Source organism: Desulfomicrobium macestii (assembly GCF_014873765.1).
Taxonomy (GTDB): domain Bacteria; phylum Desulfobacterota; class Desulfovibrionia; order Desulfovibrionales; family Desulfomicrobiaceae; genus Desulfomicrobium; species Desulfomicrobium macestii.
The window spans coordinates 1-20,729 of the sequence record NZ_JADBGG010000025.1; the positions used below are offsets into that span (position 1 = coordinate 1).

At 58.6% G+C, this 20,729-nt stretch carries 21 protein-coding genes; 8 read left to right on the forward strand and 13 right to left on the reverse strand.

Translation table 11 applies throughout. The features are described from left to right. The 3 genes from H4684_RS14795 to H4684_RS14805 all read right to left on the reverse strand — a co-directional run. Positions 1-200 (reverse strand): aldehyde ferredoxin oxidoreductase N-terminal domain-containing protein (locus H4684_RS14795; protein ID WP_318779647.1); only part of this gene is annotated, 200 nt, incomplete at its 3' end. Positions 201-403: 203 nt separating this feature from the next. Further along, the gene (locus tag H4684_RS14800; RefSeq protein ID WP_153304603.1) at positions 404-556 is read right to left on the reverse strand and encodes a hypothetical protein; all 153 of its coding nucleotides are present in this window, start codon (positions 554-556) and stop codon (positions 404-406) included. A 58-nt stretch (positions 557-614) separates the two neighbouring features. After that, a complete protein-coding gene (locus H4684_RS14805; RefSeq protein WP_092190206.1) occupies positions 615-1,796 on the reverse strand; it encodes an iron-containing alcohol dehydrogenase in 1,182 nt (393 codons plus the stop codon). 498 nt (positions 1,797-2,294) lie between these two features. Between H4684_RS14805 and H4684_RS14810 the strand changes: the two genes are divergently transcribed. From H4684_RS14810 to H4684_RS14840, 7 genes are all read left to right on the forward strand, one after another. After that, positions 2,295-3,437, forward strand: coding sequence for an iron-containing alcohol dehydrogenase (locus H4684_RS14810; protein WP_192624348.1), 1,143 nt, complete (start codon positions 2,295-2,297; stop codon positions 3,435-3,437). Next, positions 3,437-4,663 (forward strand): two-component system sensor histidine kinase NtrB, encoded by a 1,227-nt coding sequence (locus H4684_RS14815; protein WP_092190202.1) that lies wholly within the window; start codon positions 3,437-3,439, stop codon positions 4,661-4,663. Before H4684_RS14810 ends, H4684_RS14815 begins: the two co-directional genes overlap by 1 nt. Next, a complete protein-coding gene (locus tag H4684_RS14820) occupies positions 4,660-6,036 on the forward strand; it encodes a sigma-54-dependent transcriptional regulator (protein ID WP_092190200.1) in 1,377 nt (458 codons plus the stop codon). Before H4684_RS14815 ends, H4684_RS14820 begins: the two co-directional genes overlap by 4 nt. A 219-nt stretch (positions 6,037-6,255) precedes the next feature. Further along, positions 6,256-7,383, forward strand: a complete 1,128-nt coding sequence (locus H4684_RS14825; protein WP_092190198.1) for a LuxR family transcriptional regulator — start codon at positions 6,256-6,258, stop codon at positions 7,381-7,383. A 137-nt stretch (positions 7,384-7,520) separates the two neighbouring features. After that, positions 7,521-8,714 (forward strand): quaternary amine ABC transporter ATP-binding protein, encoded by a 1,194-nt coding sequence (locus tag H4684_RS14830; protein WP_192624349.1) that lies wholly within the window; start codon positions 7,521-7,523, stop codon positions 8,712-8,714. Continuing rightward, positions 8,711-9,547 (forward strand): ABC transporter permease, encoded by an 837-nt coding sequence (locus H4684_RS14835; protein WP_092190194.1) that lies wholly within the window; start codon positions 8,711-8,713, stop codon positions 9,545-9,547. Before H4684_RS14830 ends, H4684_RS14835 begins: the two co-directional genes overlap by 4 nt. 16 nt (positions 9,548-9,563) lie before the next feature. Next, positions 9,564-10,403: a glycine betaine ABC transporter substrate-binding protein gene (locus H4684_RS14840; protein ID WP_192624350.1), complete on the forward strand. Its 840-nt coding sequence runs from the start codon at positions 9,564-9,566 to the stop codon at positions 10,401-10,403. A 183-nt stretch (positions 10,404-10,586) separates the two neighbouring features. Here H4684_RS14840 and secA read toward each other — a convergent pair whose 3' ends face one another. Next, positions 10,587-13,103, reverse strand: a complete 2,517-nt coding sequence (secA, locus tag H4684_RS14845; protein ID WP_092190192.1) for a preprotein translocase subunit SecA — start codon at positions 13,101-13,103, stop codon at positions 10,587-10,589. Positions 13,104-13,242: 139 nt separating this feature from the next. On the opposite strand from secA, the gene H4684_RS14850 reads away from it, so the two are divergent. Continuing rightward, complete coding sequence (locus tag H4684_RS14850; protein ID WP_192624351.1) at positions 13,243-13,824, forward strand: cysteine hydrolase family protein; 582 nt, start codon at positions 13,243-13,245, stop codon at positions 13,822-13,824. A 28-nt stretch (positions 13,825-13,852) separates the two neighbouring features. Here H4684_RS14850 and smpB read toward each other — a convergent pair whose 3' ends face one another. From smpB to trmD, 9 genes are read right to left on the reverse strand one after another with little or no spacing between them, the layout of a single operon-like run. Continuing rightward, the gene (gene smpB, locus H4684_RS14855; protein ID WP_092190188.1) at positions 13,853-14,317 is read right to left on the reverse strand and encodes an SsrA-binding protein SmpB; all 465 of its coding nucleotides are present in this window, start codon (positions 14,315-14,317) and stop codon (positions 13,853-13,855) included. A gap of 23 nt (positions 14,318-14,340) precedes the next feature. Further along, positions 14,341-16,107 carry a phosphoenolpyruvate--protein phosphotransferase gene (ptsP, locus tag H4684_RS14860; RefSeq protein ID WP_092190186.1) on the reverse strand — a complete coding sequence of 589 codons (1,767 nt, stop codon included), beginning with the start codon at positions 16,105-16,107 and terminating at the stop codon, positions 14,341-14,343. Further along, positions 16,107-16,385 carry an HPr family phosphocarrier protein gene (locus tag H4684_RS14865; RefSeq protein WP_092190184.1) on the reverse strand — a complete coding sequence of 93 codons (279 nt, stop codon included), beginning with the start codon at positions 16,383-16,385 and terminating at the stop codon, positions 16,107-16,109. Before H4684_RS14865 ends, ptsP begins: the two co-directional genes overlap by 1 nt. A gap of 10 nt (positions 16,386-16,395) precedes the next feature. Beyond that, entirely contained in the window at positions 16,396-17,142 is a 747-nt protein-coding gene (locus H4684_RS14870) for a PTS system mannose/fructose/sorbose family transporter subunit IID (protein WP_244150290.1), read from the reverse strand. A 2-nt stretch (positions 17,143-17,144) separates the two neighbouring features. Next, positions 17,145-17,975 carry a 16S rRNA (cytidine(1402)-2'-O)-methyltransferase gene (gene rsmI, locus H4684_RS14875; RefSeq protein WP_192624352.1) on the reverse strand — a complete coding sequence of 277 codons (831 nt, stop codon included), beginning with the start codon at positions 17,973-17,975 and terminating at the stop codon, positions 17,145-17,147. Then, positions 17,926-18,330, reverse strand: coding sequence for a YraN family protein (locus H4684_RS14880; protein WP_192624353.1), 405 nt, complete (start codon positions 18,328-18,330; stop codon positions 17,926-17,928). Before H4684_RS14880 ends, rsmI begins: the two co-directional genes overlap by 50 nt. Beyond that, complete coding sequence (locus H4684_RS14885) at positions 18,312-18,935, reverse strand: ribonuclease HII (RefSeq protein WP_192624354.1); 624 nt, start codon at positions 18,933-18,935, stop codon at positions 18,312-18,314. Before H4684_RS14885 ends, H4684_RS14880 begins: the two co-directional genes overlap by 19 nt. Before the next feature lie 7 nt (positions 18,936-18,942). Beyond that, positions 18,943-19,290, reverse strand: a complete 348-nt coding sequence (gene rplS, locus H4684_RS14890; RefSeq protein WP_015775468.1) for a 50S ribosomal protein L19 — start codon at positions 19,288-19,290, stop codon at positions 18,943-18,945. Between the two features lie 48 nt (positions 19,291-19,338). Further along, positions 19,339-20,613, reverse strand: a complete 1,275-nt coding sequence (gene trmD / locus H4684_RS14895) for a tRNA (guanosine(37)-N1)-methyltransferase TrmD (protein WP_192624355.1) — start codon at positions 20,611-20,613, stop codon at positions 19,339-19,341. Positions 20,614-20,729 lie beyond the last annotated feature (116 nt).

The following is a 20,729-nucleotide window of genomic DNA, read 5'->3' on the forward strand; positions in this document are numbered from 1 at the left end:
CCGGAGTTGGCTGCATTGGTCGGGGCAAGCACGCCGGCCGCGAAAATCAGCTTGTTTTCGGCGGAAAGCGGGTGACAGTTTGCCGGGACTTCCTTGTTGACCACTCTTGAGGTCAGGGCGCGACCTCCAAGACCGGCCAGCTCGCCGAGTTCTTCAAACTTGAAGCTTTTGGTTCTGGTATTGATGCGTAGGATTTTCATGAAGACTCCTTGATCAGCAAATCGGGTAAGAAGTTTGTGAAAGGCACAGGATCATGCCTCTCAAGACATAAAGCAAAAAAAAGGGCAGGGTTGGGAGGAATGCCACCTCTCAACCCTGCCCCAGTTACTGGCATCATACAATTACGGCAGTCTCACGCTTCGGGTCCGGATCAGGGTGACCCGGCTTGCACACACTTCACGCTTCAAAGCCGCGAACCCGCGCACCACGTTTCGTCGAATCTGGCCGTTTCCAGAAAATCTTCATCGCGCACCGTGGCCCCGACCTCATCGCGCTCAAGGCCGACTTTCCAATCAACCTCTTCCAGGGAAAGCAGCGAAGCATCGTCAAACCACATGCGGACCTCCGGTTTCTGAAAAAAAAAGCGCGCCGGTTGGCCGGCGCGCAATGATTAATTACAGGGCAGCCTCGTAAATGCGGGCTACATCGGCGTCTTTCAGGCAGACGGGATTGGTGAAACCGCAAGCATCTTTCTGAGCGTTGCCGGTCATGATGGCGATGTCTTCCTTCTTGACGTCCTTGCCATAACGCTTGCCCAGCTCGATCAGGCCGGAAGGAATGCCGACGTCGGTGGACAGCTGCTTGATGGCGTCAAGAGCCTTTTCCGCACCAGCACGCAGGGACATGCCTTCAACATTCTCGCCCAGGAACTTGGCCATGTCGACAAAGCGCTCGAGCTTGGCGTTCAGGTTGGCGCGCTCAACGTGGGGCAGCAGGATGGCGTTACATTCACCATGGGGCAGATCGTAGAAGCCGCCCAACTGGTGAGCCATGGCGTGAACGTGACCAAGGCTGGCGTTGTTGAAAGCCATGCCGGCCAGATACTGTGCGAAACACATACCTTCGCGGGCTTCGATGTCCTTGCCGTTGGCAACGGCTTTGCGCAGGTACTTGGCGATCAGTTCGATGGCCTTCTGTGCGCAGGCGTCGGTCATGGGGGTAGCGATGGTGGAAACATAGGCTTCCACGGCGTGGGTCAGGGCGTCCATGCCGGTGGCTGCGGTCAGCGCCGGGGGCATGCCGACCATCAGCATCGGATCGTCGATGGCGATACCGGGGGTGACGCGCCAATCAACGATGGCCATCTTAACCTTGCGGGAAGTATCGGTGATGATACAGAAACGGGTCATTTCAGAAGCGGTGCCGGCGGTGGTGTTCACGGCCAGATATGGAGGCATGGGCTTGGTGGACTTGTCCACGCCTTCGAAGTCATGAATCTTGCCGCCGTTGGCGACAACAAGGCCGATACCCTTGCCGCAGTCATGCGAGCTGCCGCCGCCCAGGGAAATCAGGGAATCGCATTTGGTTTTCTTGTACACGTCGACACCGGCGTGAACGTTGTTGTCGGTGGGGTTCGGAATGGTTTCGTCGTATACTTCATACTTCATTCCGGCGGCGTCCAACAGGTCGGTGATCTGCTTGGTCAGACCGCAGCCAGTGATGCCCTTGTCGGTAACTACCAGGGGCTTGCTGCCGCCCAGAGCCTTGATTTTCTCAGGAATCTGCTTGGAAGCACCAATACCGATCAGAGTAACGCTGGGAATGAAAAATCCATACACCATTTCTTGAACAGCCATGATTGCACCTCGCTAAAGATTGTTTGACTCGAATAGAATCCACTCAATTAACTCTCGTGATTCCCCATAAGGCAAGAATGAGGCCAGACTGCTCGAAAACGTGAAAAATCCTTGCTTTTACACTGTAACATACCGAAATAAAATACCATAGCCAATTCACTCTACCCCTGAATGAAAGGCGACCGGCAATATGTTTTCAAAGCCCATCCCGTTTTGTATCACTTTGATCCTGGCCTTTATAGACAAGTTGAGTCAAAATGACTCATTGTGCCTCCCCGCCCCAAAAAAGCACCTTTGCCAGTCCTCTCAATGTTGGGTAGCATGGCCGAAATCGACCATATTATTCTTATTATTTTCAACGCCTTGAAGATATTCATCAAAGAAACGGCGTATGCCGGACAAGCCGGGACAAGCGGTCGTGTTCTTGCACTCTAAATGAAACAGACCAGTCGAGCCCAATCCCGGAACTCAAAGACAAACCCGTCGCGAGGAAAAGACATGGATATAAGAAAATTCTCTCTGCCAGAAATAATTTTCGGACATGGCAGCATGGAATATACAGGATCGTACGCTTTGCAGCTCGGCGCCAAGAAAGTCTTTGTGGTCAGCGATCCGGGTCTCGAGCGCAGCGGCTGGGTCGGCAAGCTCATCGAAGTTCTTGAGGCCTCGGCCTTGAAGTGGGTTTACTACTCGAACGTGAGCTCCAATCCGCGTGACTATGAAGTGCATCTGGGTGCGGATCTGTACAAGGCCGAAGGCGCGGACGTGGTCATCGGCCTTGGCGGAGGCAGCCCGCTGGACATGGCCAAGGGTGTGGCCACCGTGGCCAGCAACGGCGGGATAATCCAGGACTACGAAGGCGCGAACCTGATCATCAGGCCGCTTCCGCCCATGATCTTCCTGCCGTCCACGGCCGGAAGCGGCTCGGACATTTCCCAATTCGCCATCATCACCGATGTGGCGCGCAAGGTGAAAATGTCGCTCATCAGCCGCTCCCTGACGCCCAACGTATCCATCATCGATCCGGAAATGCTCTCCACCGCCGGCGACGACCTCATCGTGACCTCAGCCGTGGACGCACTGTCCCACGCCGTGGAATCCTACGTCTCGCTCATCGCCCACACGCTGACCGAGACCCAGGCCGTAAAAGCCATGCACCTCATTCTGGACAATTTGAAACCAGCTCTCAAAACCCGCGATCCCCTCGCCATGGAAAACCTGTCCATGGCGGCGGTTGCCGCAGGAATGAGCTTCAGCAACGCCAGTCTTGGGGCCTGCCATGCCATTGCCCACTCTCTTGGCGGATTTTTCGATACCACGCACGGAATGGTCCACCCGGTGCTCCTCCCTGCGGTCATGAGCTACAACCTGCCTGCCTGCGAGGCAAAGATGGCCACCATCGGAGAAATTGTCCTCGGCAAACGCCTGTCGTCATCCCTGCAAACAGCCGAGGGCGGCATCAAACGTCTCAAGGAGATTTTTCTGGAACTCGGCACCGCGGTTCATTTTCGCGAAATTGTGGATGACGAGACCGCCTTCCCCCAGATCTGTGAAATGGCCACCAAGGACGCATGCCTGCTGACCAACCCTCGCCCGGCCACGGCCGAGGAATTGCTGCGCATCTGCCAGGAGGTCTGGTGATGGGTAAGACCACGCTCAGCGACATCGTCGGGCCGGAATATACCAAGCTCGGTTTTTTCCGCGAAGTGCAGGAAAAAATGGGAGAGCTTGAGACATATAATGCGGAGCTTGAACGGAAAAAACAGGAAATCCAGGACATCCTGAACGGAATCATGGATCTTTTGGCGGTGGTCTCGCCGGATTACCGCATTGTCTACGTGAACAAGGTGTTCAACGACTATTTTGATATCCCCCACCCAGAAGGGCTCTTCTGCTATCAGGTTTTCCGGGGCGGCTCCGAGCCCTGCCAGATCTGCCCCCTGCGCACGGCCCTGCAAACCGGCAAGCCCGACCGGGCCTCATATATCGACCACCGACCGGACCGCAGCCTGCACTTCGAGGTCGTGGCCTCGCCCATGTTCGACGACAAGAGCCAGGTTCGCACGGTCCTGGTCTCAAAACGCGACGTGACCATGGAAAAAGAATATCAGGCCAAATACTATCAGGCCGAAAAAATGGCCACCATCGGCCTTCTGGCGGCGGGCGTGGCGCATGAGATCAACAATCCCCTGGCGGCCATCAGCGGCTTCTCCGAGGCATTGAAACGCCGCCTGCCCTACCTTGGGACCCTTCTGGACAAGGAAACGGAACAGGGCATCCTGGAGGATTTCACGGACTATACGACCACCATCCTCGAAGAATGCAACCGCTGCCGGGACATTGTCGGCAACCTGCTCTCGTTCAGCAGCCAGAAAACATGCAAATTCAATACAATAGACCTAAACTCTCTGGTCACGGGGTCCCTCAAGATTCTGCATCACCAGATCAAGTTGCATCCGGGCATAACCCTGCATCAGGATCTGTGCCCCGAACCCGTGACCATCCGGGGCGCCCAGGGCGAACTCAAGCAGGTCCTTTTGAACCTTGTGCTGAACGCCATGGACGCCATCGACGCCAAGGGAACCATCACCATCCGCACCAGCATGGACAACGCGGAACGCGCGGCGCTCATTGTCGAGGATACCGGACAGGGCATCCCCCCCGAAACCCTGGACAAGCTTTTCATCCCCTTTTTCACAACCAAGACCAAAGGGCACAGCATCGGCATCGGCCTGTCCATCTGCTACAACATCATTAAAATGCACGGCGGGGAAATCCACGTCTGCAGCGAACCCGGCAAGGGTTCCGCCTTCCGGGTCATGCTCCCGACCGGATTTTCAGCAAACAACAAGGAAATGACTACATGAGCATCTTCAATTCCATTGAAATACTCGTCGTGGATGACGAGTCCAATATACGCAAGCTCTTCTCCCGCGAACTGGCCTCGCCCGGCCGCACCATCCACACCGTGGGCAGCGCCAAGGAGGCTTTCGAGCACCTGCACAAACATTATTACGACATCATCATTCTCGATATACGCCTGCCCGACGCCAACGGCCTTGAACTGATGACCAAGCTGCTTGAGACCGTGCCCAACGTGGCCATCATCCTCATCACCGGCTACGCCGACGTGGACAACGCCGTGGAGGCCATGAAGAACGGGGCTTACGACTACATCACCAAGCCCTTCTCTCTGGATCGCATGGAGCAGGTCATCGAGAAGGCCTACCAGCGAGTCCGCCTTCAGAGAGAAAATGAGCTCCTGCGCCACAATTCAGAGCACAAGTCCATGCCCAAATTCATAGGGCACTCCAAATCCGTGCAGCAGGTCCGCTATCTCATCGAAAAAGCCGCGCCCACGGATGTGCCGGTCCTTCTGACCGGGGAAAGCGGCACGGGCAAGAACGTGGCCGCCGCCGCCCTGCACGCCAAAAGCAAACGCGCGGGACAGCCGCTCATCATCAAAAACTGCGGCACCTTCGACAAGGAATTGCTCAGAAGCGAACTATTCGGATACTGCAAGGGCGCCTTCACCGGAGCGGAGCGCAGCCATGACGGCCTCCTGTCCCTGGCCCACAAAGCCACCCTCTTTTTCGACGAAGTCGGGGAACTGACCCTGGAGTTGCAGGGCGCCCTCCTGCGCGTGCTTGAAACCCAGCATTTCAGGCGTGTGGGAGACAAGGAGGAGCGTTGCGTGGATGTACGCTTCGTCTTTGCCACCAACAAGGACCTGGCCAAGGAAGTCGAGATGGGACGCTTTCATGACGCCTTCTACCACCGCATCAACGTCTTCAACATAGAGCTGCCGCCGCTGCGTGAACGGCGCGAGGACATCCCGGCCCTGGTCGAGTACTTTCTCATGTCACTGGCCAAGGATGGGCAGGAGTACAAGATCTCGCCCCGGGCCATGCAGCAGCTCATGGACAATCCCTGGCCCGGCAATGTGCGCGAACTCAAGAACATCATCGAGCGGGGCATGATCCTGGCCGAGAACAACATCATAAATGTCCAGGCCCTGCCATTCTGCCAAAAGAGCTGCCAGAATCCGCGTGAAAAAGGATTTTCAACCCTTGAGGAGCTGGAACGTTCACATATCAGCATGGTCATGCATGCCGTGCAGGGCAACAAGTCCCGCGCGGCCCAGGTACTGGGTATCGGACGCAAGACCCTTTACAGAAAGCTCGAAGAGTACAGGCTGACCGAAGTGGGCCTGCAGAACGCCAATTTTCTGAGCAAATAGCGGGGTGGATCTTTTTGACACGGTCTAAAAACGCATTACCGAATCAGGGGCGCCGACAGGGCCCCCGAGAAACACCGGTAAATCATGGTGCGCAATAACCGCTTATGGCTGTTGTGTTTTTTCCCGTCATCCTCTAGCCTGGGGCGGATCGTAAATTGCGCCGCGTCCGGGCTGGCCCGTGCCTGACCGTGCGACGGCAAAAAACTCCAGGATTCGCCAATGCCAACGGTATTTTTCTTTTGCGACGCCACAGGGCGCGTCGTCGAAGCGCACGCAGGGGAATTCGAGGAATGGGACCTTTCTCCCGGCACATCCCTGTGCAACGCCTTGGGCATTGACTGCCCGAACGGAGAACTTCTGAAGGCCCGCCTTTCCCCAGGCACCACACACACTCTGACCGGACCATCGGGACAGCCCATAAGCCTGCGGATCATGCCCCTGCCCAAAAGCCTTGCCCCCGAGGGAGGATTCCTCGCCACCGTAAGAATCTCCTCGCAGCTCGGCATCCTCGCCACGGACAATCCCGAACCCTCGGCCGCCACGCTGGATTATGCCGTGTTCAACGCCGTGTTCAACGACGCACGTGACGCGATCCTGCTCACGGATGAACAATTCCGCATCCTTGCCGCCAACCGCAAAGCCCACTCCCTGTACGCCGAAGGAGAAGAACCACTGGCCGGCGCCACGTTCAAACGCATCCTGCGCGCCGTGGACGAAGCGCGAGTCCTGGCCTCGGCCAGATCCCTGAAAAACGGGGCCTCGTGGCGTGGCACTCTCACGACCTTGAGGCCGGACGGCCAGGAAACACCGGTCAAGCTGGGCGTTCGATGCCTGAGCGTGGGCGAAGTGCGGCTGTTCCAATTCATGATGCGCGACCTGCGCGGACGCATCGCCCTTGAACGCGACCTGGCCCAGAGCCGACTGGCGGTCGCGGACATGAACACGGCCCTGAAGCAGGTTCTGCGCAATGTGGAAGAAGAACGCCAGGAGCTCAAGGACGAACTTGTGCAGCAGGTCCGTGAAGAAGTTCTGCCAACGGTGGAACGGATCGCCCTGGAAGACTCGCCTCTGGTACGCCAGGCCTACAGATCCGCCCTGGAGGAAAAGATCGCGGACATGGGCGTAACCACCCCCGAATCGGCCAATCTCTTTGCCAGACTCACTCCCCGCGAAATGGACATCTGCCGTCTCATCCAGCAGAGTTGGCAAGGCCGGGCCATCGCCGAGGAACTCGGCATCTCCTTTGAAACCCTGCAGACACACCGCAAGAACATCCGCCGCAAGCTCGGGCTCAAGGGCGGCCCGATTTCCCTTTCCGCCTTTGTGCAACAGCATCCTCCATTCTGATCTGTCGGGTACTCGCCCATACCCGATACGTCCCCGCTCCCTCCCCTTGATCTCTCGCGCTTTTCCCCTAGTCTATCCAATGCTGCAAAAAGGCGCGCAAGAAAGCGCGCTTCGTTAACTTGAGCCAAGGAGACTTAATGGCAAAAATATATGTAGAAGGTCTGTATAAAATTTTCGGCCCCAACCCGAAGAAAGCTCTGCAGATGTTATCCCAAGGCAAAAGCAAGGACGACATCATGGCCTCCACCCGGCACGGCGTAGGCGTCAACAACGCCAATTTCGAAGTGCATGAAGGGGAGATCGTGGTAGTCATGGGCCTGTCCGGCAGCGGAAAATCCACGCTGGTGCGCTGTCTGAACCGCCTGATCACGCCTACCGCAGGCAAGATTCTCATCGACGGACGCGATGTCCTGACCATGGGCGAGGACGAACTGCGGCAGTTGCGACAACGCAAGATGGGCATGGTCTTCCAAAATTTCGCCCTCTTTCCGCACCGCACCGTGCTCGAAAACGCCGCCCTCGGCCTTGAAATCCAGGGTATGGACAGGGAGCAACGGCTGAAACTTGCCGATGAAGCCCTCTCCCTGGTCGGACTTGACGGATGGGGCGCATCATATCCGCGCCAGCTGTCCGGCGGGATGCAGCAGCGAGTCGGACTTGCCAGGGCGCTGGCCCTGAGTCCCGACATCCTGCTCATGGACGAAGCCTTCAGTGCGCTCGATCCCCTCATCCGTCGCGACATGCAGGACGAACTGATCAGCCTGCAGGAACGGATGCAGAAAACCATCGTCTTCATATCGCATGACCTGGACGAAGCCCTGAAGCTCGGCGACCGCATCATTCTAATGAAGGACGGCGCCATCGTGCAGATTGGATCACCGGAAGAAATCCTGACCCACCCGGCCGATGAATACGTAGCGCGATTCGTCGAGGACGTGGACATCACCAAAGTCCTGACCGCCGAATCCGTCATGAAGCACAGCGAGGCCGTGGCCTATCTGCGCACAGACGGTCCCCGTGCGGCCCTGCGCAAGATGCGTAAGCACAACATCGCCCATCTCTTCGTCGTGGACCACACGCACCGGCTGGTAGGGATCGTCTCCGCCGACGCGGCGGCCATCCTGGCCCAACGCGGCGAGGGAAGCCTGACCGAAGCCATCTGCACGGATATCAAGACCGTTTTTCCGGACACGGCAGCTCATGATCTCTTCAGCATAATGGCCGATCTGCCTTACCCGCTGGCCGTGGTCGATGAAGCAAACAAGTTCAAGGGAGTCATTGTACGCGGCACACTTGTCGCGGCCCTGGCTGAAAGAGGAGGTGCCGCATGAACGAGTACAAACTGCCGGTAGGCGAAGTCATCGAGACTGGCATCGACTTTCTGGTCGAACACTTGTCATTTATCACCAAAGCCAGCGCCGAGGTGGTCGAGACGCTGCTGGGGGCCATGGAAAGCGGCCTGCTGCTCATCCCCATCCCGGTTTTCATCGTGCTGGTGGGAGCCTGCGTATGGTTCCTGACCAAGGAGCGCAAACTCACCCTGGGCAGCGCTCTCGGCCTTGCGCTGATCTGGAACATGGGACTTTGGACCGCGACGGTCAGCACCATCGCCCTGGTTCTGGTCGCCACGCTCTGCGCCATCGCCATCGGCGTACCGCTGGGTATCTGCGCGGCCATCAGCAAAGGCACATACAAGGTGGTCATGCCCGTCCTCGACGTGATGCAGACCATGCCGGCCTTTGTCTATCTGATCCCGGCCATCCCCTTTTTCGGGCTGGGCAAGACAGCGGCCATTTTTTCCACGGTCATTTTTTCAATGCCTCCGGCGATCCGCTTCACGTGCCTCGGAATCCGACAGATTCCCGCGGAGCTTGTGGAATGTTCCACCGCTTTCGGCGCAACGCGCATGCAGAGACTGTACAAGCTGGACCTGCCCCTGGCCGCGCCGACCATCATGGCCGGCATCAACCAGACGGTCATGCTGGCCCTGTCCATGGTCGTCATCGCGTCCATGATCGGCGCCAAGGGTCTGGGCGGAGAGGTTTGGAAAGCCATCCAGCGCCTGCAGATGGGGCGCGGATTCGAGGCGGGCATAGCCATTGTCATCGTGGCCATGATCCTGGACCGGGTGCTGCAGAAGCTTGGCACCCGAAAAGAAAACTAAAACAAAGGAGTTACCTGTGAAAAGAATTCTACTTACCATCGCGTGTCTGATGCTCTTGATTCAACCTGCCATGGCCGCCAAGGGCAAGGTTCGCATCGCTTACGTCGAATGGGACTGCGCCACGGCCAGCACTACGGTTGCCAAGGCCGCGCTGGAAGAAATGGGTTATGAAGTCGAAACCCTCGCGGTCGCGGCAGCAGCCATGTGGCAGGCCCTTGGAACCGGCGACGTTGACGCCATGGTCACCGCCTGGTTGCCCGTGACCCATGCCGACTATTACGCAAAGGTCAAAGACAAGGTCGAAAAAGTGTCCGTGGTCTCCGGCGGAGCCAAGCTTGGCTGGGCCGTGCCTGCGTACGTTACCATCAACTCCATTGAGGAGCTGAACGCCAACGCCGACAAATTCAACGGCAAGATCATCGGCATCGACCCGGGCGCCGGCCTCATGAAGCTGTCCGAACAGGTCATCGCCGACTACAAGCTGGACAAGCTGGAACTGATGGAAGGCAGTGGTGCAACCATGACCGCAGCCCTGGACAATGCCATAAAGAACAAGGAATGGGTGGTCGTCACCGCTTGGTCCCCACACTGGATGTTCGGCAAGTGGGAACTCAAGTACCTGGAAGACCCCAAGGGCATCCTTGGCGGCGAAGAACAGATCGAGGCCATCGTGCGCAAGGGCCTGGACAAGGACATGCCTGAAGTTCATGCCTTCTTCTCCAACTTCAAGTGGGATTCCCCGGCACAGCTGCAGATGGTCATGGCCTGGAACCAGGAAGGCGGAAGCCCCGAGGAAAACGCCCAGCGTTTCCTGAAGGAATATCCGGAGACCGTGAAGCGCTGGATGGGCAAATAACCGCAGTCTTAAACACGACGCTAAACGGCTCGGGCCAGGGATATGATCCCCGGCCCGAGCCGTTTTTTTTTTGCTTTCCCGGATGACAAGTCCTATAAGACCTATAGGTCCCATGGGACCCATAAATTTCCGCCAGAGGCATCTCCCCAACAAAAAACCCCGGCTCGCACCGGGGTTTTCTGATCAGGCCAGCTTACCGCAACATTTCTTGTACTTCTGCCCACTGCCGCAGGGGCAGGGGTCGTTGCGGCCGACCTTGGGGTCAACCCGGCGCACCGTGTCCGGCTTCTTGTCGGCGGGCTCGTTGCCGCCGACATATTTCACGTCTTCCTGTTCCTCGTGCTTCAGCTCCTCCTGCTTGACCGCCTCGATGCGCAGGTGGGTTAGCGCCTTCATGGTGTTCTCGCGAATGCGGAAGATGAGGTCCTCGAACAGCTCGAAGCCCTCGCGCTTGTATTCCTGCTTGGGATCACGCTGGGCGTATCCGCGCAGGCCGATGCCTTCCTTGAGGTAGTCCATCTGCAGCAGATGGTCTTTCCAGTTGCGATCGAGGGCATCGAGCAGAAAGAAGCGCAGGATTTCCTGGTACTGATCAGGGGCGGCGGCGCGATGTTCCTCCAAAACGGACAGGATCGCGGTCCGTGCATCGTCCTTTTCGATGAATTTTCCACCCGGTGCCATGCGCTCCATGGCGAAGACTTCGTCCAGCTTGGAGCGGATCATGCCCCGGATTTCTTCGGGAGATTCGGAGTGCCCCTTCTTGTTTTCAAGGGGCTCGTAGACCTGGGAGAGCAGATCGTCGATGAACTCCTCCACCGTGGGCTGCAGGTCGTCGGCGATCATGAACTCGCGGCGCAGGGAATAGATGACCTCGCGCTGCTGGTTCATGACGTTGTCATAGTCGATGAGCTGCTTGCGGATCTCGAAGTTGTGTCCTTCGACCCGCTTCTGGGCATTTTCAATGGACCGTGAAATGAGCGGATTCTCGATGGTCTGACCGTCTTCCAGGCCCAGCTTGTCCATGATTCCGGCGATGCGGTCGGATCCGAAGAGACGCATGAGCGTGTCGTCCAAGGCCAGGTAGAAGCGCGAGGAACCGGGGTCGCCCTGACGTCCGGCGCGGCCGCGCAGCTGGTTGTCGATGCGCCGGCTCTCGTGGCGCTCGGAGCCCAGGATGTGCAGTCCGCCAAGCTCGCGCACGCCTTCTCCAAGGACGATGTCCGTGCCTCGACCAGCCATGTTGGTGGCGATGGTCACCCGCCCTTTCTGTCCGGCCATGGCCACGATCTCGGCTTCCTTCTCGTGGTACTTGGCGTTCAGGACTTCATGCGGAACGCCTTTCTTCTTGAGCAGGGATGCGATGTACTCGGACTTCTCGATGGATGTGGTGCCGACCAGAACCGGCTGCCCCTTGGCGTGCAGGCCCTTGATCTCCTCCACGATGGCCGCGAACTTTTCGGCCTGCGTCTTCAGGATCACGTCGGGAAAATCCTTGCGCACCATCTGCTTGTTCGGTGGAGCGACCACGACTTCCAGCCCGTAAATCTGCTGGAACTCCACGGCTTCGGTATCTGCCGTACCGGTCATGCCGGCCAGCTTCTCGTACATACGGAAGAAATTCTGAAAGGTGATGCTCGCAAGGGTCTGGTTCTCGGCCTCGACCTTGACCCCTTCCTTGGCTTCGAGGGCCTGATGCAGGCCGTCGCTGAAACGCCGCCCGGGCATGAGTCGGCCGGTGAACTCATCCACGATGACCACCTGTCCGTCCTTGACGATATAGTGATCATCCAGGGTGAAGAGATAATGGGCGCGCAAGGCCTGAAGAATATGGTGCTGCAGGGTGATGTTGGCCGGATCGAAGAGGTTGGTCACGCCCAGGATCTCTTCGCAATGGGCCACGCCCTCGTCGGTGAGCACGACGGTTCGCGCCTTTTCATCGATGGTGAAATGCTCGTCCCGGTCCAGCTTGGGAATGATGGCGTTGACGCGGCCATAGAGCGAGGTCGATTTTTCGCCCGGACCCGAGATGATGAGCGGGGTACGGGCTTCGTCGATGAGGATGGAGTCCACTTCGTCGACGATGGCGAAATTGAGCGGACGCTGCACAAGCTGATGCTTGTAGAATTTCATGTTGTCGCGCAGGTAGTCGAACCCGAACTCGTTGTTGGTGCCGTAGGTCACATCCGCGCCGTAGGCCTGCTGGCGCTCGGCGTCGGAGAGGCCGTGCACGATGACGCCGACGGATAGTCCCATGAACGTGTAGAGCTGGCCCATCCAGGCCGCGTCACGCTTGGCCAGGTAGTCGTTGACCGTGACCACGTGCACGCCCTTTCCAGACAGGGCGTTCAGAACTACTGGCAGGGTCGCGACCAGGGTCTTGCCCTCGCCAGTCTTCATCTCCGCGATCTTGCCCTGGTGCAGAATCATGCCACCCATGAGCTGCACGTCAAAATGGCGCATGCCAAGCACCCGGCGGCTGGCCTCGCGAGTCAGGGCGAAAACCTCGGGCAGCAGGGAATCAAGTTCGCGCCCACCGGCCACTGCTTCCCGGTACTCCGCAAAGCGGCTCGGAATCTCGGCATCGGCAAGAGCCTGCATTTCCTTTTCCAGGGCGTTTATCTTGCCGACCGTGGGCTGCAAGGTTTTCAGGAATCTGTCGTTTCTGGAACCGAATATTTTCTTGGTCAAGTAACCGATCATGAATACTCCCGACTCGTTGGTCTTGGGGATAAAAGAGTCTCTTGCCGGGGGGCGGGTGCTCCGGCTAGAAATCGGACCCATGCCCCGAGCTCACGCACTAGGGCAGATTTTTTACAATTACAACCGCAAGAAGGCAGCCATGAACGAGCATAACCGCGCCCTATTGATCATCGACATGCAACACGACTTCGCCGTGCCCGGCGGGGCCTGCGAGGTAGCCGGGGCCCATGCCACCATTCCGGTCATCCGCAAGGTCCTGACCCGATTTCGGGACCTTGGCTTGCCGGTCTTTCACATCGTGCGCGAATACCGCAGCGATGGCTCCGACGTCGAAATTTCCCGCCTTGAAGCCTTGAAAACCCGGCCCATGGTGGTTCCCGGCACTCCGGGAGTGCGCATCGCGCCAGGGCTTGAGCCCATCGAGGGCGAGTACCGCATCGTCAAAAAACGCTTTAGCGCGTTCATGTTCACGGAGCTCGACCTGATCCTGCGCCGCAAGGGAATCACGCACCTGGCCGTGACCGGCACTCAGCTGCCTTTTTGCCTGCGCACAACCCTGTTTGACGGATTGAGCCTGGGCTACCACATGACCCTGCTGACCGACGCCTCTTCCTCGCGCACGCAACAGATCCACCTGGCCAACATCCAGGACATCCGGGACGCGGGCATGGCCTGCGTGAGCGTGGAGGAATATCTGCACGGCATCAACACGCCGGCCTGATGCCGTGCCGGGGGAAGACCGCCGCCTCTCAGGCCCGGTTCATCTCCCGCTCGGTGTCCCGGTTCACGGCTTTCTGTTTCAAGTCCTCGCGCCGATCGTAGACCTTCTTGCCCTTGGCCAGGGCCAGTTCGATCTTGATCTTGCCGTCCTTGAAATAGAGTTTGGTCGGCACCAGGGTCAGTCCCTTCTGCTCCATCTTCGATTTGAGCGAGTGAATCTCGTGGCGATGCATGAGCAGCTTGCGCTCCCGATCCGGGACATGCTGGGCGTATCCGGCGTTGGCGTAAGTGGAGATATGCACGCCCGAGAGAAAGGCTTCGCCTTCCGTGATGCGTACATAGCCATCCATGAAGTTTACTTTTCCTTCACGCAGGGATTTGACCTCGGAGCCGGTCAGCATGATGCCGGCCTCGATGAAATCGAGCAGTTCGAAAAAATGACGGGCCTTGCGGTTGGCCGCGATGATCTTGATGCCTGTAGGCTTGGCGCACATGAAAAAATCCTTGAAGTTGAAATCTAGTCGTCCACCAGGGAGGAGTAGAACATGAGCTCCTCGGGAAAACGGCGGAAGATCATTTCCCGGACGAGCTTGTTGTTGCGGGCCACCGAATGGCTGGCCATGACCTGCTTCAGGAGGGCGTTGCATTCCTCCATGGAGGCCTGCCGGACGATGCGCTTGATGCCCGGAATGGACTGGGGCCCAAGACTGATGGAGTCGACCTGCATGCCCATGAGTACAGGGATGCAAAAGGGATCGGCCGCAAGCTCGCCGCACAGGCAGACCTCGATGCCCGCCCGGTGGGCCGAGTCCACCACCCACTTGATGGAGCGCACGATGGCCGGATGCAAGGGCTGGTACAGATAGGACACATCCTTGTTGGTGCGGTCGATGCCCAGGGAATACTGAATGAGGTCATTAGTGCCGATACTGAAAAAGTCCACCTCGCGGGCCAGAAAATCGGCGGTGATGACGGCGCTCGGCACCTCGATCATGATGCCCATGGGCATGTCCTCGCGGAAGCAGATCCCTTCCGCGTGCATCTCCTCCTGGACCTCCCGGTAGAACTTCTTGACCTCGACCAGCTCCTGCAGGCCGGAAATCATGGGAAACATGATGGACACGTTGCCAAGCACGCTGGCCTTCAGGATGGCCCGCAGCTGGGTCCGGAAGACCTCGCGGTGCTTCAGGCAGTAGCGGATGGCCCGCAGGCCCAGGGCAGGATTGGACTCTGCCGAGGACTGCATGCGCATGAGCTTGTCCGCGCCCACGTCAAGAGTGCGGATGACCAGCTTCTTGGGCGCGACCAGTGAGGCCATGTCCATGTAGATTTCAGTCAATTCGTCTTCGGTGGGCATTCCGTCGCGGTTCAGGTAGCTGTACTCGGAGCGGAACAACCCGATGCCCTCCCCGCCGTTGTCGTTGACCGCGACGACCTCTTCGAAAAGTTCGATGTTGGCCAGGACTTGCACCCGGTAGCCGTCGATGGTCTCGGCGGGAAGGTGGCAGGAGCGCATGATCGTGGCCTGATAGCCCTCGAACTGAGCCTGCAGGTCCGTGTAGCGGGCCAGTTCGTCTTCGTCGGGATCGATGATGATGCGCCCATGGAAACCGTCCAGGATGATGATCCCGCCCTCGGCCAGGTCATCTCCGAGCCCTTCCATGCCGACCACGGCCGGAATCTGCAGGGACCTTGCGAGGATGCCTGCGTGGGAGGTCTTGCCGCCCTGAGCCGTGGCAAAGGCCATGATCTTGTTGACATCCAGCTCGATGGTATCGGCCGGGGAAAGATCATGGGCCAGCAGGATGGCGCGGTGCTTGATGGCCTGATGCCCGCTCTCTCCCCCGACCAGCTTGCCCAGCACCCGTTCGGCCACCAGACGCACATCCTGCATGCGCTGCCGAAGGTATTCGTCGGCGATGGAGGCGAAGATCTCCTGTACATCCCCGACGGCCCGCTCCAGCGACCATTCCGCATTGATCTTGGTGAGGGCGATGTGATCCAGGGCCCGTTTGCGAAACTTCTGATCGCGCAGCATCATGAGGTGCGATTCGATGATGGCCGAATGTTCCTTCAGATCCTCCGGCACCAGGGTCAAAATCCTTTCCAGATCGTGCAGCGCGTCATCAAAGGCCCGGTTCAGCCTCTCGATTTCAAAAGGCACATCCGCATCGGACACGGTCTGGCGGACCGTGCCGGAGAAATGGCTTTTGTTCAGGTAATACGCGCGGCCAATGGCAATGCCGGCCGAAACGGGGATACCGAAGAGCGTGCGGGAAGCCATCAGCGATCCTCTCCGAACATGTCTTCAAAAAGTTTCGAAAGGCTTAAAAGGGCATCGGCGGCATCTGGGCCGTGGGCACGCAAGGTCAGCTCGGTCCCTTGCGGTGCGGCAAGGGTAAGCAGGTCAAGGATGGATTTGGCATCGGCCTCCATGTCGCAGGAGTGCACAGTGATTGAAGCCACATAACGCTGGGCTTCCTGAGAAATCTTTCCCGCGGGCCGGGCATGAAGCCCGAGGCTGTTCCCGACCCGGATAATCTTTTCCTGCACTTCATCCATTTCAAATCACCTACATGGATACAAAAGCAAAAATCTTTTCCCAGGGTGCCATCAGGCCGCCCAGAACCAACGCCGCCAAAATCAGGGAGCGATCCCACTCACGCATGAAGCCGGCCAGGGCCAAAAGTCCGGCACAGGCGGCCCAGACCAGGGGCCACAGTCCGCCCGCAGGAGCTGCCTGCAACAGAAAAAGGGCCACCAGAACGCTGTTCATGAGCTTGAGTCGCTGCCCCCAGTCAATGAGATTCCAGGACCTTAGCCGTTGCAGAAAAGAAAGCCCCTGAGCATAGCCGCGTCCGAAGGTGTACATCTTGAAAAGCTGCAACCCGCAGAAGCACAGACAAATCCAAACCGCAAGCGTCCACGTGTATCCAGCGGCCGCCAGATTGACGCCGACCAGGGACCACAAAACCAGAAAACTGCCGCCGAAGAAAGAATCCCCCAGTGCCGACAGGGTATAAACCGTGGTCGAACGCAATTTGGGAAGGATGTCCGCAGGAAGCATTCCAAGAGCTATCTTCTTCTCCATGGACAAAAAAATTCCGACCAAAAGGGGCGTCCAGAAGGGGTGGGTGTTGTAATGCTTCAGATAGCGGCCCCGCGCACGCTTCAAGGCTTGCGGTTCAGAAGCGTAAAGCGCACGCAGCCCCGGCTCCATGATATAGGCCAGCCCGACATTCTGCATCCCCTTGGTGTTGAATGTGGCGCCAACCATATATGTTCGCAGAAAAATCTGCAGCAGGATCCGCGTATCCACCCTTACTCCGCGTCGTGTTCCAGGATCAGTTCGTATATCTGCTTGACCGACCAGCCCCGGGTTTGATCCCGCAGGGTCCGGGCCGCGTCCTTGGCGTGCATGCCCTCAAGCATCAGGCCCTGGACCCGCTCCAGAACCTCGGCCCTGGACGTGGCGGCAATCTCTTCAGGGGGACCTATGATCACGGTCACCTCGCCCAGTAGCTCCTCAGTGAATTCCTGGAGTTGACCAAGCCTGCCATTGATAAACTGCTCATGTTTCTTGGTCAATTCCCGGGCCAGACAAAATTCCCTCTCTCCAAGCACCTCGAAGGCAAGCGCAAGGGTCGGGAGCACCCGATTCTTGCGTTCAAAGAAAACCAGAGTAGCCCCGAGCTGTGCATAGGGCCGAAGCAAAGCGCGCGCGTCTCCGCCCTTGCGCGGCAAAAATCCAAGAAAAACAAATGGATACGGCGGAAGACCGCTGGCCATGAGCGCCGCGATGGGCGCGCAGGGACCGGGCACCGGCACGACGCGGATCCCATGCTGACGGCAGGCCGCGACCAGACGGTAGCCGGGGTCGGCGATGAGCGGAGTTCCTGCATCGGAAACCACCGCGACATCGAGCCCCTGCTCCAGAAACGCCAGCACCTCGGCAATGCGGGAGCCCTCGTTGTGTTCGTGCAGGCTCAAAAAGCGCTTGCCCGCAATACCGGCCAGCTGCAGCAGATGACCGGCCCGCCGGGTGTCCTCGGCCAGAATGACGTCAGCTTCTTCCAGGGTTTGCCGCGCCCGGGAAGAAAAATCACCAAGGTTGCCAAGGGGCGTGGCCACGATCCAGACCGTCCCGTACATCAATGATATCCTCCCAGTGTTCGACGACCGTTTCCCCGAGCAGAAAAAGTATGCTGACCAAATCGAAGCGGCATGGCCTGCTCCAGGCCCGATGCCGGCTCAGATATAACGTTCCCGCCTTGATCAGGCGCTTCTTCTTGGCCGGCCCGATGGCTTCGCCGGGCTCGCCGCGCACATCACCGGAACGGGTCTTAACCTCGACAAAGACGATCGTCCCTGCATCCTCGCAAATCAGATCGATCTCGCCGCTCGTGCAGCTGAAATTTCGTTCGACAATCCTGAGCCCTTTTTCCGCCAAAAAAGCTGCAGCCAGCTCTTCGCCGGCCTTGCCCGTGATCAGATGCCGGGCAGCCACAGCTGCGCCTCCCGAGGCACCGGCCCCACGCCGCGAAAACTGATCCTGTGCGCCGGGCTCGGGCCGAGACTGCGCAGCGCATCGAGGTGCGCCTTGGTGCCGTATCCCTTGTGCAACGCGAACCCGTAGCCCGGATAGCGCTGGTCCATGCACAGCAAAAGATCGTCCCGAAAGGTCTTGGCCAGGATGGAGGCCGCTGAAATGCAGGAATGGAGAGCATCGCCGCCGACCACGGTCATTTGGGGCAGGGAAGATGGGAAACGCTGGTTGCCGTCCACCAGAACCAGGCCTGGACAGACCGTTAAGGCGTCCAGGGCACGAGCCATGGCGGCCAAGGTGGCCTGCAGGATATTGATGCGGTCGATTTCGCCGGGCCAGGAAAAACCTAAGGCCCAGGACACTGCCTGGGCCTTGATGGCTTGTGCAAGCACCGCGCGCCGTCGCGAGGAGAGCTTTTTGGAATCGGTCAGGCCCGGAAGGTCGAAATCCGGAGGCAATATGACTGCCCCCGCCACCACCGGACCGGCAAGACAGCCGCGTCCGGCCTCGTCGATGCCGGCCTGAATCTGATCCGCGAACTGAGTGCAGCCTTTGGGGCTGAGCAAATTGATCCTACCAGGCGTTCTTGGTCTTGATGCGGGCAGCTTTGCCTCTGAGGCTACGCAGGTAGTAGATGCGGCTCTGACGAACCACGCCTTCGGAAATAACTTCGATGCGGTCGATGGTCGGGGCATGCAGGGGGAAGATGCGCTCCACGCCGACGCCATCGGAAACCTTGCGCACGATGAACGTGCTGTCGGTGGTGCCCTTCTTCAAACGCAGAACCACGCCCTGGAAAACCTGGATGCGTTCTTTCTCGCCTTCGATGATGCGGGTATGCACCTTGACCGTGTCACCGGCGCGGAAGCGGGGATGGTCGGCACGCAGGTGCTCGTTTTCAATCTTCTGGATGATGTTCATGATTTTCTCCTTTATCTGAAGCGGCCTGTAGGCCGCAACGTGTGCGTCTTATCCGATATCGCCCAGCAGGCGGTCCACCATGATGGAAGCCGCGGAACGGACGGAAAGGTGGTTGTACCTATCCATAAAACGTATGGCCCGCAACATGCCGTCGGCCCCTGCCAGAACGTCGCGATGCAAACCGTGTCCGGTGCCCAGAACCAGAAGAACCGGCTCCTTCTGAAGCATCTGTGACACCTGGGCGCAGGTCATGTTTCCAGCCTTGGCGCTGGTAGCCACGACCTTGGGACGCACGCCCGTGCAATCCGTGATTTCCGCGATGGCCTCGTCCAACAGGCCGACCACCCGGACCCGGCCCAGGGCGGTGCCCCGATCCGGATTTGCCTTGAGCCCGTAACCCTCGCGCCAATGGCCTATGAGGGTGCGGGCGAGATCCTGCTGGTCCGCGACCGGGGTGCAGACAAAATATCCGCCGAGCCCATAGGTACACGAAACGCGTGCAATATCGTGGAGGTCAAGGTTTGTCAAAGACGTAGTGATGGTCTGACCCGATTTATTTTCAACCGGGTAATGGACCAGCGCCACAAAAAGATTTCGCCCCGGCCGTGTCCGCTCAAGCCCTTTCAAATACTTGATGTCATCATCCGTCAGCGCCGCCTGGGCAAGAATGTCCGGACGCGAGGCCAGGGTCGTCTCCAGGCTCTTTTCCCGCCGCCAGGCCATGATGCGTCCGTGATGGCCCGAAGACAGAACCTCCGGCACTTTCAGGCCCTCGTACTCCTCCGGCCTGGTGTAATGGGGATATTCAAGCAGGCCGGAACTGAAGCTTTCCTCGTCGGCGCTTTCGTCCTTGCCCATGAAATCCGGGATGAGTCGGCCAACGGCCTCGATCAAACACAGGGCGCCAACCTCTCCGCCATTCAGGACAAAGTCGCCCACGCAGATGGGCTCGATGGCGCAAAGCTCTTCCAGCCTGGCGTCGATTCCTTCATAGCGGCCGCACAACAGCGCGATCTCTTCCTCCCCGGCCAGTTCCCGAGCCAAGGCCTGGGTCAGGGGGCGCCCCTTGGGACTGAGCATGAGCACCCTCGCCTTTGGCCCAAGGGCCCCAAGCGCGCGGCGGATCGGATCCACGGCCAGGACCATGCCCGGCCCGCCCCCGTAGGGACGGTCATCCACATTGTGATGCTTGTCCGTGGAATGGTCGCGCGGATTGATGAACGAAAACTCGATCAGCCCCTTTTCCCTGGCCTTGGACAGGAGTCCGCAGGAAAGGGGGGAATCGAAAAATTCGGGAAAAATGCTGATGACGGAAAATCGCATTCCTGCTTCCACTTTAATGGCCGGAGCACTAGGGAGGGAAACTGCAAAAGTCGCTCGGCACCGCCCCTGGTCATTCCCGCGAAGGCGGGAATCCATCTTATTCCGATCAGTTAAAA